11 protein-coding genes and 1 other RNA gene are annotated in these 14989 nt (G+C 47.7%); 10 read left to right on the top strand and 2 right to left on the bottom strand.

The genetic code is table 11. From position 1 onward, the window contains the following. The first annotated feature begins 185 nt into the window (after positions 1-185). From ACO0K1_RS12905 to ACO0K1_RS12885, 5 genes are all read left to right on the top strand, one after another. Positions 186-1496, top strand: coding sequence for an efflux RND transporter periplasmic adaptor subunit (locus tag ACO0K1_RS12905; RefSeq protein WP_423026321.1), 1311 nt, complete (start codon positions 186-188; stop codon positions 1494-1496). Between the two features lie 67 nt (positions 1497-1563). After that, positions 1564-4734, top strand: coding sequence for an efflux RND transporter permease subunit (locus tag ACO0K1_RS12900; protein WP_423026319.1), 3171 nt, complete (start codon positions 1564-1566; stop codon positions 4732-4734). 2 nt (positions 4735-4736) lie between these two features. Continuing rightward, the gene (locus ACO0K1_RS12895; RefSeq protein ID WP_423026318.1) at positions 4737-6167 is read left to right on the top strand and encodes an efflux transporter outer membrane subunit; all 1431 of its coding nucleotides are present in this window, start codon (positions 4737-4739) and stop codon (positions 6165-6167) included. Between the two features lie 245 nt (positions 6168-6412). Next, positions 6413-8107 (top strand): hypothetical protein, encoded by a 1695-nt coding sequence (locus tag ACO0K1_RS12890; protein ID WP_423026316.1) that lies wholly within the window; start codon positions 6413-6415, stop codon positions 8105-8107. Between the two features lie 74 nt (positions 8108-8181). Further along, on the top strand, positions 8182-9813 hold the full coding sequence (locus tag ACO0K1_RS12885) for a hypothetical protein (protein ID WP_423026314.1): 1632 nt from the start codon (positions 8182-8184) through the stop codon (positions 9811-9813). 267 nt (positions 9814-10080) lie between these two features. Here ACO0K1_RS12885 and rho read toward each other — a convergent pair whose 3' ends face one another. Further along, positions 10081-11343 carry a transcription termination factor Rho gene (rho, locus tag ACO0K1_RS12880; protein ID WP_423015374.1) on the bottom strand — a complete coding sequence of 421 codons (1263 nt, stop codon included), beginning with the start codon at positions 11341-11343 and terminating at the stop codon, positions 10081-10083. Between the two features lie 227 nt (positions 11344-11570). Beyond that, a complete protein-coding gene (trxA, locus tag ACO0K1_RS12875) occupies positions 11571-11897 on the bottom strand; it encodes a thioredoxin TrxA (protein ID WP_423026312.1) in 327 nt (108 codons plus the stop codon). A 443-nt stretch (positions 11898-12340) separates the two neighbouring features. Between trxA and ACO0K1_RS12870 the strand changes: the two genes are divergently transcribed. From ACO0K1_RS12870 to ybiB, 5 genes are all read left to right on the top strand, one after another. Then, positions 12341-12562 (top strand): DUF904 domain-containing protein, encoded by a 222-nt coding sequence (locus ACO0K1_RS12870; RefSeq protein WP_423026310.1) that lies wholly within the window; start codon positions 12341-12343, stop codon positions 12560-12562. 11 nt (positions 12563-12573) lie between these two features. Continuing rightward, positions 12574-12885: a cell division protein ZapA gene (locus ACO0K1_RS12865; protein ID WP_423026397.1), complete on the top strand. Its 312-nt coding sequence runs from the start codon at positions 12574-12576 to the stop codon at positions 12883-12885. A gap of 66 nt (positions 12886-12951) precedes the next feature. After that, a non-coding RNA gene (ssrS, locus tag ACO0K1_RS12860) (6S RNA) lies at positions 12952-13132 on the top strand. 172 nt (positions 13133-13304) lie between these two features. After that, positions 13305-13760, top strand: coding sequence for an EVE domain-containing protein (locus ACO0K1_RS12855; RefSeq protein ID WP_423026308.1), 456 nt, complete (start codon positions 13305-13307; stop codon positions 13758-13760). A 32-nt stretch (positions 13761-13792) separates the two neighbouring features. After that, positions 13793-14749, top strand: a complete 957-nt coding sequence (gene ybiB / locus ACO0K1_RS12850; RefSeq protein ID WP_423026306.1) for a DNA-binding protein YbiB — start codon at positions 13793-13795, stop codon at positions 14747-14749. Positions 14750-14989: the final 240 nt, after the last annotated feature.

Here is a 14989-nt window from a genome sequence, read left to right as displayed (position 1 = left end):
CTATTCTAACTATGGCGCGAATCTAGGTGCGAGATAAGCACGTATTAGCATATCGGCATTGAAGAACTGCCGCATGAAGCATTGATTCCCTTCGATTTATAGGGTTGTTTCGCGCTATTATATACAAACATGATTGTATGTATATAATAGCGCACCGTTTTTTAATCATGCAGAAAGAATTCTTTATGCGCTTTTCATATAAATCCTCCTCATCACGTTCCTCGCTGTCGTCTTCGATTCATCAAATTTACCAGCATCCGGCCCTAAAGGCGTTGGCGTTGAGCTTGCCACTTTTGACTTTGGCTGCTTGCGGCAAAGAAGAATCTGCGCATGCAGCGCCTGGTCAAATGCCACCACCAGAAGTCAATGTGGTGACATTAGAAAGTCGTGATCTTGCCTTAGACTTTGAATACGTTGGACAAACTGCGGGTTCCCGCGAGACAGAAGTGCGCGCGCGCGTTGCCGGTATTTTAGAAAACCGCGTCTACGAAGAAGGTTCCCGCGTTAAAGCGGGCGACGTATTGTTCCAAATCGATCCGGGCACATACAAAACACAACTGGCATCAGCTGAAGCCGCAGCGGGTGTGAGCGAAGCGAAATTGAATCAGGCGAAACGTGAATATGCACGTTTGTCCCCATTGGCCGCAGAAAAGGCGATTAGCCAAAAAGAATTTGATGATGCGAAATCAAATTTAGAAACGGCCGAAGCCAGTTACAAGCAAGTGCTGGCGCAAGTCAATGAAGCCAAACTCAATCTTGGTTATACCAAAGTTGTTGCTCCCATCGGTGGCGTGACAGGTATTGCAAATAAATCCAATGGTAGTCTGGTGACAGCCGCTGATAGTTTGTTGACGACGATTGTTCAAACCGATCCCGTGTATATCAATTTCAGCATTCCTGAAGCAGATTACCTGAAAGTCGCTAAAGAAGTGGGTAGCGGCAAAGTCGCATTGCCAGGAAAACGTGCAAGTAATGGCAGCCTGGCTTTTGACGTGCAACTCAAATTGGCCGATGGCAGCATGTTCCCAACTACTGGCAAGATGAATTTTGTGAGCGAAAAAGTCAATCCGGCAACAGGCGGCTTTGATGCGCGTGCGCAGGTCGCCAATCCAGATGGCAACTTGCGTCCAGGTCAATTTGTGCGTGTGATTCTGGCAGGGGCAAAACGTAGTGCTGCTCTGGCTGTACCACAACGCGCGGTGATCGATGGTCCTATGGGCAAGATGGTGTTTGCCGTATCGCCTGACAACAAACTGGACCCTAAACCAGTGGAGTTAGATGGCTGGTCGCATGGCGAATGGGTGGTGACGAAAGGCTTGAAAAGCGGTGAACGTGTGTTGGTCGATGGCATCATCAAAGCGCATGAACCAGGCATGACCGTGACGCCAATTGCTGTGAGCGCGAAAGTGGCTGCGGCAACAGGTGCAGACAGCATCGCCCCAAAAGCGAACAGCGCAGCAGCGTCCAAACCAGCCGCTACTAAATCTGCCGAATAAGAACCCGATCAGCTTCCTTAACTGAATTTAGTGCTGCATCGTCAGCAAAGGCAAACAGGAATAATTCATGTTTTCAAAATTTTTTATTAATCGGCCGATTTTCGCGACAGTCTTGTCGTTGATTATTGTGCTGGCAGGCTTGGCCGCTCTGCGTGTCTTGCCGATTTCTCGTTACCCCGAGATTTCACCACCGGTCGTCAATGTGACGGCATTTTATCCAGGCGCCTCGGCTGAAGTGGTAGAACGTACCGTGGCGGCTCCGATTGAAGAACAAATCAACGGCGTCGAACACATGTTGTACATGAACTCAGTGTCGTCTGCTGATGGCCGTGTATCAATCGATGTGACGTTTGAAGTCGGCACCAATCTCGATATCGCTGCGGTGAACGTCAATAACCGTGTGCGTCAGGCGGATGCTAAATTACCGCAAGAAGTGCGTCGTCAGGGCGTAACGGTCTCTAAGAGTTCATCAAACTTCTTGGTCGTTGCAGCCTTGTATTCACCAGATAATCGCTACGATGCGTTGTACTTGTCTAACTATGCCACGCAGAATGTATTGGATGCACTGAAGCGCGTTCCTGGTACAACCAATATTCAGATTTTTGGTGCCAAAGATTATGCAATGCGGATCTGGATGCGTCCGGATCGCATGGCGCAATTGGGCGTGACGGTGAGCGATATTTCAAACGCCATTTCTGAACAAAATGCGCAATACGCTGCTGGTAAAGTGGGTGCCCCACCAAACAATACCGAAGAACTGACGATGACTGTGACGGCCAAAGGTCGTTTATTGGAGCCAGAAGAGTTTGCCAATATCATCGTCAAATCCGATAAGAGCGGTGCAACGACACGCATTAAAGATGTGGCGCTGGTCGAATTAGGCTCTAAAGATTACAACTTGTATGGTCGCGTGAATGGTCATCCTTCTGCCAACATCGGTGTGTTTTTGCAAACCGGTGCGAATGCCTTAGAAACACGCAAAGCAGTTGAAAAAACCTTGCAAGATTTGAAGGCGAAATTCCCCGAAGGCATGACTTATTCGACACCGTATGACACCACGCCGTTTGTCACTGAGTCGATTGCAGAGGTTTTAAAAACACTGGCAGAAGCGATGGTCTTGGTGTTTATTGTTGTGTACCTGTTTTTGCAAAGCTGGCGTGCAACGATCATTCCAACGCTCGCCGTTCCGGTATCATTGATTGGTACGATGGCAGGTTTGCACTTGCTTGGTTACAGCATAAATACGCTGACTTTATTCGGTATGGTGTTAGCGATTGGTATCGTGGTGGATGATGCGATCGTCGTGTTAGAAAACGTCGAACGCCTAATGAATGAAGAGGGCATGTCGCCGAAAGATGCCGCGATTGAAGCGATGCATGAAGTGACTGGACCAGTCATTGCGATTGTGCTGGTGCTGGTAGCGGCATTTGGTCCGATTGCTTTCCTTGGTGGTTTGGCTGGTGAGTTGTATCGTCAATTCTCGGTCACGATTTCTATCGCTGTTGTATTGTCAGGTTTGGTTGCTTTAACGTTGACCCCCGCTTTGTGTGCGATCTTGTTGAAACCAGGTGCGGAAAATCATAATCGCTTTTTTACCTGGTTTAACGCGGCGTTTTTACGTTTGACTAAGCGCTATACCGACGGTGTGAGTTTTTTCCTGAAACGCGCTACCTTAGGTGTTGCTTTGGTCTTGGGTATGGTGGCGTTGACTGGTGTGTTGTGGAAACACGTACCTGGTGGCTTGGTACCCGATGAAGATCAGGGTTACTTTATTGGTGCGGCGATTATGCCGGATGGTGCATCTCTGGATCGTACTAATGCGATGGTCAAGCAAGTTGAGACCGTCATGCAAACCAATAAAAATATCGACACCACCTTCTCTTTGGTTGGTTTGGATTTTCTGGGTGGTGGCGGTTTGAAATCATCCGCCGCGACCATGTTCTTCCCATTAAAGCCGTGGGATGAACGGAATCAATCCGCGCAGCAAATGGTTGGTGAAAGCTACATGAAAACTGGCCATATCAAAGAAGGTTTGCCATTGTTCTTCAGCCCGCCTGCGATTCAGGGGTTAGGACAAACTGGTGGCTTCGAGTTCTATTTGCAAAATGCGGGTGAAGGCGGTGTCAAACGCTTAGCCACTTTATTGCCGTTGTTATTAGCCGAAGCCAATAAGCAGCCAGAACTGGCCGGTGTGAAAACCTTGTGGCAAGCCCGTTCTCCACAGCTTTACGTGGATGTGGACAATGAAAAAGCACGTTCTATGGGTGTTGCCCTTTCTGATGTCTACAACACGTTAGCGGCAACTTTGGGTAGCTACTATGTAAACGACTTCAATAAAAATGGGCGTATTTACACAGTGCAGTTGCAAGCAGAAGGTCAGTATCGTGCCAAACCTGATGATATCGGCAGCATGTATGTTCGCTCTTCGACGGGGCAAATGATACCGGTACGCGCTTTCACGACGATCAAGTTCATTACCGGCCCTGATTCAGTGCAACGCTTTAATGCTTTGCCTGCGATTAAATTGCTGGGCGATGCGAAACCAGGTTACAGCTCTGGTCAGGCCATCGCGGCGATGGAACGCGCCGCAAAGAACGTGTTGCCTGCCGATGTCGTCTACGACTGGGGTGGTGCATCATTTCAGGAAAAACGTAGCAGCAATGCAGCCGGTATCGCACTGGGTGCTGGCGTGTTGATGATTTTCCTGATTCTGGCTGCGCAATATGAAAAGTGGTCGCTGCCTTTCTCAGTATTGTTGGCAATGCCGTTCGGTATCTTTGGCGCGTTGATGGCGGTATATTTGCGACACTTTAATAACGACGTGTATTTCCAGATCGGTCTCGTGACTTTGCTCGGTTTGTCGGCCAAGAATGCGATTCTGATTGTGGAATTTGCGGTCATGAAAGTGCATGAAGGTTATGCACCAGTGGCGGCGGCGGTCGAGGCAGCGCGCTTGCGTTTCCGTCCGATTTTGATGACCTCATTGGCATTTATTTTGGGTGTCGTACCACTGGCGTTTTCTCATGGTGCTGGTGCGGCTGCGCGTCAATCGTTGGGGACTGGTGTATTGGGTGGTATGTTGGCGGCTACCTTCCTGGCGATCTTCTTTGTGCCTTTGTTCTTTAAATTGATTAATGACAAACGCCTGAAAACGACCGAGGCTGATTTCGCTCATCCTGTAACGACCGCTCATCACGCAGCAAAGATGGATGCGTCAGTCACAGAGACTAAGGAATAAAAATGTTGAAAGTAAAATTGATAGTAACGACGATGGCCGCTAGTCTGGTGCTGGCTGGCTGCGTATCAGTAGGGCCTGATTATCAACGCCCGGCATTGGACGTGCCTTCAAATCTGAACGTGGCTGCCACGTCGGGCAAGACAATTGCTGTCGATTATATGGCGTGGTGGAAAGGATTTAACGATCCTATCCTTAACGCTTTGCTCGACGAAGCTCACGCCAATAATCAAGATTTGGTGTTAGCTGCTGGTCGCGTCGAAGAAGCGCGCGCATTGGCGTTTGGCGCAAATTCCAATCGCTATCCGACCGTGGACGCAAATCTCACGCCGACTAAATTGCGTACGAGTCAACATGCTGGTTCGCTCCCTGCTGGTGCTGAACCCATTAGTCGCGACTACAAGCTTGGCTTAAGTGCTTCGTACGAACTCGATTTGTGGGGTAAGTTAGCACGCGCTGACGAAGCCGCACGCGCACGTTTGCTGGCACAGGAAGCCAATCAAGGTGTTGTTTTGACGAGTTTATATAGCAATCTGGCACAGACCTACTTTAGTTTGCGTGCCAGCGATGCGCAATTAACGTTGGCAGAAGCGACACTTAAAACGCGTCAGGAAAGACTACGCTTACAGAGAAAGCTATTTGCCTCTGGTACCATCGGTGAAGCGGATTTGCACATTGCTGACGCTGAAGAAGCTGCAGCAGAAATCAACTTGGCGCAGGCGAAGCAAGCCGTCGCCAATGCGGAGTCAGCTGTTGCAGTGTTGGTGGGGCGCTCACCATCAGCGATAGCAAATCCGGTGATTACACGCGGTAACGATATTGATGGTCTCTACAACAAATTAAGCGTTCCAGCAGACCTCCCATCCGATTTGTTAGAACGTCGTCCGGATATCGTCACCGCTGAGCAATCTCTGGTGGCGGCGAATGCAGATATTGGTCAGGCGAAAGCGCTCTATTTTCCGACGCTGAAGCTAAGTAGTGGCGTCGGCTATGAGTCGCAAGGACTCAAGGATCTGATTAATCCTGCATCTATGCTGTGGAATCTCGGTGCAAATTTAACGCAGCCCGTATTCCGTGCTGGCGCCATTGGCGCAGTCGTCTCTGGGGCCGAAGCCCGCAAAACACAAGCGCTGGCGCAGTATGTACAGACAGTGCAGGGCGCGTTCAGGGACGTGCATGATGCCTTGAATAACGCCACCGCCAATGAGCAAATTTATACTTCTGGCCAGCATCGTGTAGCAGCATTAAAAGACTCACTACGCTTAGCCGAATTACGCTACAAAAGCGGCTATAGCAGTTACCTTGAAGTCTTGAATGCACAAAGAGATCTGTGGCAAGCACAAGTCACTGTGATTGATACCCAGCGTGCGCATTTGATTGCTGTTGTGAGCTTATATAAAGCGGTGGGCGGCGGCTGGGAGATATCTGCTCGTTGATTCGATGACAGCAGCTCGTTAGTTTTTAACTTAAATGCAATAAAAGTAGCCCCGAATGGGGCTATTTTACTTATCAGTGTGTCAAATATCGCAATAAAGATATTATTTTTTTAATAAATTATCTTATGTTAAGCGAAGGTGCATGATGTTTTTATGCAAGTGCTGGCACGGCAAAATTGTTATAAATTGTAACCCGCGATTATAATGATGACAGTGTCACACTGCTTAAATTGGAGCATCTCGTCATGATAAGACAACCAACAACATTAAATTCATCGACGAGCCGGCTGCTTTCGACTCGCTCATGGCGTTTCTTTGCTACAGGTAGCATGTTAAGTGTAGGGTGTTTATTTGCTGGGGGTGCACAGGCTTATTGTCCACCAACCAATCCGCCCTATTTGCAGCAACAATGTCTGGATAACGAACGTCAGCGTCAACAAGAGGCGGCTGAGCGTCAACGTCAGGTGCGCGAGGCAGAACGCCAACGTCAGCAGCAAGAAGCCGCTGAGCGTCAACGTGAGCAGCGAGAGGCTGAGCGCCAACGTCAGCAGCAGGAGGCCGCTGAGCGTCAACGTGAGCAGCGAGAAGCGGAGCGCCAGCGTCAGCAGCAAGAGGCAGCCGAACGTCAGCGTCAGGCGCAACTTCAGCAACAGCAGCAACAGCAGCAACAGCAACAGCAGCGTCAGCAACAAGAGGCAGCCGAGCGCCAACGTCAGACACAACAACAGCAACAACAGCAACAACAGCAACAACAGCAACAACAACAGCAACAACAGCAACAACAGCAACAACAGCAACAACAGCGTCAGCAACAGGAAGCAGCCGAGCGCCAACGTCAGGCACAGCAGCAACAAAATCAGCAGCGTCAAAGTCAACAACTGACACAGCCACAATACCAACAACAGCAATACCAACCACAGCAAAATCAGCAGCAAAATCAGCAGCGCACTGCTCAACCGCAACAGCAACAAATTCAACAGCCAGCTCCGCAATACCAAGCGGGTCAAAATCTGCCACAACGGCCATCGCAACCTACGCAGATGCAGCAGCAGGTACAACCAGGATACCAACAAAATCAAGTTCCAAATCAGCCACCAAGCCAGCAACAATTATTAAACCAAATGCGTCAGCCAGCGCAGGTGGGTACGCCTCAATCAAGTCAGCAGCAAATCGCCGCGCCAGCAAATCCATTACCAGTACCCGCAAATGTCCCTGGAATACCTGCTGCAGCGCAATCGTACATTCAGCAGGGAAAACCTGTGCGTCAGCTCGATACGCCAGTTCATATGGTAACTAACGGCAGTATTGCGCAACCCGGACGACAAGGTTTAACAGCAACGCCTTTGGTATCAGATCCAGTACAACGTCAGCCAATCTCGCAATCGCAGCTGGTTCAAATGCAAAGAAGCGGACAAATTCAAGCGCAGACGATTCCTTTACCCGGAGCATCTACTAGCTATCAATCTACTCACGCCGGAACGCCGGTGTCGCAGGTAACGAATGGCGTTAACAGCACCGGTACCGTCGCTGGCACCGCGTCAAATCAGCAGCAATCTGGCGGATCTTCTGGCGCGTCAGGTGGACATAGCGCAGAGTACCTACAACAACAGGCCGATAACAAATCGAAAGAGGATGAGAAAAAGCGTGTCTTTATGGATGCGATGACGAACGGCGTTCATCTTTATGCGACCAAATGTCCTGATGGTGAAGGCCATTATTATGCGACAGGTTCTAACCCTAAACCACGTCCTAAGGGTGATTACTGCGTCGATGTCGCTTATGAAGCTCGTTGCCCTGGGCAAATACCAGTAAAAGGAATAGCACAAAATTTTATTGGCATGAGCGGCTGCTTTGGGGATACCTATAAAATTGATCCTAAACCAGCGTGCCATATCAAAGATGTCACTGTCGTTGTTACTACCGTCAATGAGTGTCGATAATGACTGATTTTTTTAATTGTATCTGTGCGCACCGACGCAACATCGTTCAGCGTTGCTGTCAAAATATGCGCCGTATGCGATTCGTCCAATCCGCCTTGATGTTGAGTTGTATGTCACTCAATGTCATGTTTGTTCCTGTTGTCATTGCACAAGAACAGGCACAGGTATTTTCCGACGGTTCACGTTACCAAGGTGGAATACAAAACGGCAATATGCATGGCAAAGGACTCATGATCTGGGCTGACGGCGGTCGTTATGAGGGCGACTTTGTGAATGGATCTCGTACCGGTAAAGGCGTTTATCGCTGGGCGAGTGGCGATGAGTATAGTGGCGATTTTTTGAATAACTTGCTACACGGACAAGGCACACTTACTTGGGCTAACGGCAATCGCTATGAAGGTGATTTCGTCAGCGGGCAGCGTACTGGCAAAGGTAAATACACTTGGAAAAATGGCGATGGCTATGAAGGTGATTTCGTCGATGGGCGCAAGCAAGGTAAAGGCGTTTTAAGGTGGCAAAATCAGCAGCGCTATGAAGGCGATTTTCAGGCTGATCAACGAACCGGACAAGGGACTTTTTATTGGCCGGATGGCTCCCGCTATGAGGGTGAATTTAAAAATAATGAAAGAAGCGGGCAAGGTAAATTATTTTTTAGTGACGGTAATCGTTACGAAGGAACGTTACTCAGCGGCGTACTGAACGGTAAGGGGAGTTATTTCTGGACCAATGGTTCGCGTTATGATGGCGAATTTGTCGACGGAAAACGCAACGGCAAAGGAGTTTATCAGTGGCAAGACGGTCGGCGTTACGAAGGTGGCTTTCTTAATAATATGCGCACTGGTTACGGTGTATTTACCGATAATAACTATCGCTACGAGGGCAATTTTGAAGAAGAAAAGCAGCATGGCGCTGGTGTAGAGCAGTGGCAGAATGGCAGTCGCTATGAAGGCAATTTTTCTCATGGCGTGAAAGATGGCGCTGGTACATTGACGACAGTGGATGGAAAGCAAACGTCGCAAATCTGGCAGGCTGGACGCTTGATTTCACCGCAACCGCAACAAGTTGCTGAGATACCAGAAAAGAAACCAGAACTCAAAGCAAAAAAAGCGAGCCCGGTGCCAGTGGTTGCCGATCCTCAGCTTACGCTCATTGAAGCCGCGGTAAAAGACTTTGAAGCGGGGCGTTATCCGCATGCCGCGAAGAAATATCGACAATTACTGGAAACTTATCCAGACAATGCGATGGCATGGTATTTCCTGGGGCAGACCCAAGAAAAAATGGACGAGAAAGTCCCTGCTTTGAAATCTTATCGTCGTGCTTTACGGGCACAGTCTCAAGGGGTGGTCGCTGATCTTGTGCGGCAAGCCCTCGAGCGCATAGAGAAAGAGTCGGCTGATGCTGATGCCAAACTGTTGGCGCGCTTTGCATGGGATTATCAATTTGAGCCTGTAGGACGCAGAGAGTGGCGGATGATCAATCAGAATCGTTGGTTAGAAGTCTATCCAGATGGAAGTATACAAAGATTCGACGTGCAAGAGGTCGCTCAATTAGGCGGTTGCAATGGGATGTTGGTGGCGAAAGAATCTGAACGCGATTTTCAGATTTTCATTCCGTTCAATGGCTGTGAAAAAATGTGGCTGCGTTTCCGCCGGGGAAGCGGTGAATGGTTGTGGTTAGGAGAAATGAAAGAGATTGAATGGCGTTAATGAATAAGTGAATAAATGAATAAATGAATAAATGAATAAATGAATAAATGAATGCATGAATGCATGAATGTGAATGAAGCAAAAAACGGGCTTTATAGGCGCCGTACTTTTTCGTGATGGTTGAAAAAAAGCTGGCAATTTTTGCCAGCTTTTTTTAAGAATTTCAACGATGACTTGCAGATACCTTAGTCCATTTCAGCCCCAAAAAAAAGCCGCCACAAAAAGTGACGGCTCCTCAACCTAAGTTATCTATGGTTGAATTCAGGCTTAACCGCCACGACGCATCATCTCAAAGAATTCTGCATTGTTTTTGGTTGCCTTCATTTTGTCCTGGATGAATTCCATCGCTTCGATCTCGTCCATCGAGTACAGCAACTTACGCAAAATCCAGATTTTTTGTAACTGATCTGGTTTGATCAGCAATTCTTCACGACGGGTACCGGATTTATTCAGGTTGATCGCTGGGTAGACGCGTTTTTCAGCAAGACGGCGTTCCAGATGAACTTCCATATTGCCTGTACCTTTGAATTCTTCGTAGATCACGTCATCCATACGGCTGCCAGTTTCGATCAGCGCTGTCGCGATGATGGTCAGTGAGCCGCCTTCTTCGACGTTACGGGCAGCGCCGAAGAAACGCTTTGGACGTTGCAGCGCATTAGCATCCACACCACCGGTCAATACTTTGCCGGACGCTGGAATCACCGTATTATAAGCACGTGCCAGACGAGTAATCGAATCGAGCAGAATGACCACGTCTTTTTTCATTTCGACGAGGCGTTTGGCTTTTTCTAAAACCATTTCCGCTACTTGAACGTGGCGGGTTGCAGGTTCATCAAACGTGGAAGCAACGACTTCGCCGCGTACAGAACGCTGCATCTCAGTTACTTCTTCTGGGCGTTCGTCGATCAGCAAAACGATCAATGTCACGTCAGGATGATTAGTCGTAATCGCGTGTGCTACGTGTTGCAACATCACGGATTTACCGGATTTAGGTGACGCCACCAGCAAACCACGTTGACCGCGGCCAATTGGTGCGATCATATCGATGATACGGCCAGTGGTATTTTCTTCGCCGCGCATTTCGCGTTCGAGTGTCAATACTTTATTTGGGTGTAACGGCGTTAAGTTTTCAAACAGAATGCGGTGTTTAGACGCTTCTGGTGATTCTCCGTTGACCTTGTCCACCTTGACCAGAGCGAAATAACGCTCGCCATCTTTTGGTGTACGTACTTCACCTTCGATCGAGTCACCAGTATGCAAATTGAAACGACGAATCTGTGATGGAGAGATGTAAATATCGTCCGTTGATGCCATGTAGCTGGCGTCAGGAGAACGCAAGAAGCCAAAACCATCAGGCAATACTTCGAGGGCGCCATCGCCAAATATTTGTTCGCCAGATTTTGCACGCTTTTTAAGAATCGCGAACATCAATTCTTGTTTGCGCATACGTGCCGCGTTGTCAATATCGAGTCCTACAGCCATTTCCAGCAATGCGGATACGTGTAGGGCTTTTAATTCAGATAGATGCATGGTGAATGTCCCGAGATGGGAGTATGAGGTGGGGGAGTGAACGGAGGAACTACAGAATAAGCAGAATAGTTATTTGTATTTTGCGGTCAAATGACCATTTAAACAAGCTCTTATTTTACATTAATATTTTAAGGGGATCGTACTGCATCGGAAATATTTCGTTCAATTTGCATTTATTTACTTTTGCATGAATTGAACGAACGTCAAATGCAGTACTTGATGATACCTTAAATATTGGCGTCAATGAAAGAAGTCAATTGACCTTTTGCCAGCGCGCCTACTTTTTGCGCTGCTGCCGTGCCGTTTTTGAACAAAATCAGGGTTGGAATGCCACGGATACCAAATTGTGCTGGTACAGCTTGGTTGGCGTCGACGTCCATTTTTGCAACAACGATTTTGCCATCGTATTCTTTAGCAACTTCTTCCAGAATCGGGGCGATCATCTTGCATGGACCACACCATTCAGCCCAGAAGTCTACCAATACTGGTTTGTCGGATTTTAATACGTCTGCTTCAAAAGAAGCATCGCTTACATATTTGATGTTTTCGCTCATGGAATCCTCATCGAGAGGGAAAAATTAAGGGGTAACAGCGCCACAGAATATCGGTCGAAAATCGGAACTCGCCGCATTCATTGTTGAATCTGGAGGCGATTGGCATAATTTCAACGGTAATAAATCAGGTACCGAAAGATGCCAACGAAGAGTCTAGCGTGGGTAGCTATGCACCAAATAATAACCTATTTTTTAAAAAAGTGTGATCCTTCCATACATTTTGTGCGCTTCGTCACATAAAATAATTGTTTGCATACAAAAATGGCGTTTTTTTATAGGCGAATTTCGGCTTTTAGGATAATTTCATTCAAATTGGTGATTTTTTTTAGGCGAAATTGAGGTCGTCGCATTTTTTTCGATGCTTACTTAGACCAAGACATGCGTTGACAGAATATTTGCTCGTATAATAAGAACCCAGATTTGTTGCACTCCAAAAACTAATTATGATGATCTCCGATTTTGAATTACTCGCTGAAAAAGTGGCTAAGCTCGCCGAGCTTACTCATGCCTTGCGCAACGAAAATGCAGGTTTGCGCAACGAGGTGACGTTGTTGACTTCGCAGAATCATGACCTGCAGCAACGCATGCAACAAGCACATGCCAGAGTATCTGCATTGTTGACACAATTGCCAGCAGAAATCGCCAATGACGAGGAAGCAGCATGACTGAAAAAAAAGTGATTCAGGTCGACGTCACCATCATGGGACAAGTGTATAAGCTCGCCTGCAAAGAGGGAGAGGATAGAGCATTGCGTGAAGCCGCTGCCTTTCTCGATGCAAAAATGTCCGCGCTACGCGATTCCTCTAAAGTAAAAGGTACCGATCGCATTGCGGTCATGGCAGCCTTGGGTATGACAACCGAATTACTCGCGACCAAATCACCTGAGGGCCCACTGTCTGGTTTGTCCATGTCAGAGGTGAAGCAAAAAATGGTACAGATGCATGAAGTGATGGATCAGGCGCTGACGCCACAAGAAAACCTATTTTGAATACAGGGTCATTGTTTAATTTAATCAAAAACAGTCACCCTAATTCTTCATTTGGGAGTAAACTTCAATTCCCTGCCGTGTTCGCCAATGCCATATATTCCTTGAACCATTTATGTGCATAGGCTGTGGAACATTGTTCGATAGGTGTGAGCGTCGCTAGTCCGATGAACCCGAAATTGAACTGACCGTGGCCAACTTGAACCGCTTAGGTTCAGGATGCCGGCATAGCGGCATCGGTGGGGACTTTTTCTGAACGGCTGTCATTTTTTGACAGCCGTTTTTATTTTCAGAAGTGGATTTGTTCCTCGACGTGTGCGTTCCGATTGTCGGTTCCTAATTGTGCGACAATTTCCTTTTTATTTTTTATCTTTCACCTTTTCTCTTTTTCTCTTTTTCTCTTTTTCTTTGAGTGAATTGCTATGGCATATTGGTTGATGAAATCTGAACCTGCTGAAATGAGTATCGACGACGCGCTGGCAATGGTGGCTGTGCCGTGGTTCGGCGTCAGAAATTACCAGGCACGAAACTTTATGCGTGATGTTATGCGTGTTGGTGATGGGGTATTGTTTTATCATTCTAGTTGCCCAGAACCGGGTATCGCAGGCATTGCCGAAGTCGCGTCGACGCCTTATCCGGATCATACCCAGTTCGATCCCAAGAGCCATTATTTTGATTCTAAAGCAACGCCGGAAACGCCGCGCTGGATGATGGTCGACGTTAAAGCGATCCGCAAAACACCACTGCTGAGTTTGACTGAAATGCGCACTCATCCAGAACTAGAAACGATGCAAGTATTGCAAAAAGGTAGCCGTTTATCGATTACGCCGGTGACGACGGCAGAATGGAATGCAGTCATGAAGCTGTTAATGAAATGATAAATAAAGACAAAAACTCTCTTGAAAAAGGCATGGCACCATTTCCTGCGGCGCATCTGATTAAAGAAATTGGCCGTGGTAAAGACGGCGCACGTAGTATGGGGCGGGACGATGCCCGGGCTTTGTATGAGGCGATGTTGGCTGGACGAGTTTCTGACTTAGAGCTTGGGGCGATATTATTGTCCATGCGAATCAAGGGCGAATCCATTGAAGAGATTGCTGGTTTTCTTGACGCGGCTAAAGACTTTATCTTGTCGCTGACAGCGCCCACTGATAGCCCGTACGCGCCAGTGATTATTCCGAGTTATAACGGCGCTCGAAAAAAAGCCAATCTCACACCTTTACTCGCTTTGCTTCTGGCGCGTCGGGGCGTGCCAGTGTTGGTGCACGGTGTAACGAAAGACGCCGGACGAGTAACCACAGCAGAAATTTTTTCTGAATTACACATTCAGAAATGTGAAACCGTAGAGCAAGTCAGTGTCCAAATGGCTGCGCAGCAGCCAGCATTTGTTGCCATTGAAACGTTATCACCATCGATGTCGAACTTGCTGAATTTACGACGAATTTTAGGTGTCAGAAATTCGACTCACACTCTGGTTAAATTATTACAACCATTTGATTCGCCTGCGTTGCGTCTGAATTCTTACACGCATCCTGAGTATTTGCAGATGTTGCAGGACTATTTTTCAATTCATCAGAATCCGCTTGAGGGCGATGTATTTTTGATGCGCGGTACGGAAGGTGAAACGGTTGCTAGTACAGGACGTGCGCAACGCATAGATTGGTTTAGTGATGGGGTGGGAAGAACTCTTTTGGATAAGCAGGATGGTTTGGCGGGTGGCACACCCGAAGCGCCGGATAGCATTGATGCTCAAGCGACGGCAAACTGGATTTCTGCCGTACTTGCGGGGCGCATCGCCATTCCTGAAAACATAGAGCGGCAAGTTGGATTTTGTGTTGATGTTGCGAGACAAATAAAGATGCGCTGATGTCCGATAGGATTGAAGTATCTACGAGATCAACATTGAAGCCAATAAAAAAACGCGCCAGACTCATCATCTGGCGCGTTTTGTTTTGATGCTACTTCAAACGCAATTATTTAAAATCGCGAGTTCAACTATGAAGTGCAACTGAAGATAAATGGTTAAAGGTGGGAAGATGCAGTAGCATCCGGCCTTCCAGACCTCCAAGTCAAAGTTGCCCGAAATGACATACACACATCTTACCCA

This window comes from Undibacterium sp. SXout20W, assembly GCF_049340285.1.
Classification (GTDB): domain Bacteria; phylum Pseudomonadota; class Gammaproteobacteria; order Burkholderiales; family Burkholderiaceae_D; genus Undibacterium.
This window is presented reverse-complemented; position numbering and strand designations above follow the sequence as displayed.

Coding starts and splice junctions, on each gene's coding strand:
- ACO0K1_RS12905 (WP_423026321.1), top strand. CDS start 186: ATGCGCTTTTCATATAAATCCTCCTCATCACGTTCCTCGCTGTCGTCT.
- ACO0K1_RS12900 (WP_423026319.1), top strand. CDS start 1,564: ATGTTTTCAAAATTTTTTATTAATCGGCCGATTTTCGCGACAGTCTTG.
- ACO0K1_RS12895 (WP_423026318.1), top strand. CDS start 4,737: ATGTTGAAAGTAAAATTGATAGTAACGACGATGGCCGCTAGTCTGGTG.
- ACO0K1_RS12890 (WP_423026316.1), top strand. CDS start 6,413: ATGATAAGACAACCAACAACATTAAATTCATCGACGAGCCGGCTGCTT.
- ACO0K1_RS12885 (WP_423026314.1), top strand. CDS start 8,182: ATGCGATTCGTCCAATCCGCCTTGATGTTGAGTTGTATGTCACTCAAT.
- rho (WP_423015374.1), bottom strand. CDS start 11,343: ATGCATCTATCTGAATTAAAAGCCCTACACGTATCCGCATTGCTGGAA.
- trxA (WP_423026312.1), bottom strand. CDS start 11,897: ATGAGCGAAAACATCAAATATGTAAGCGATGCTTCTTTTGAAGCAGAC.
- ACO0K1_RS12870 (WP_423026310.1), top strand. CDS start 12,341: ATGATGATCTCCGATTTTGAATTACTCGCTGAAAAAGTGGCTAAGCTC.
- ACO0K1_RS12855 (WP_423026308.1), top strand. CDS start 13,305: ATGGCATATTGGTTGATGAAATCTGAACCTGCTGAAATGAGTATCGAC.
- ybiB (WP_423026306.1), top strand. CDS start 13,793: ATGGCACCATTTCCTGCGGCGCATCTGATTAAAGAAATTGGCCGTGGT.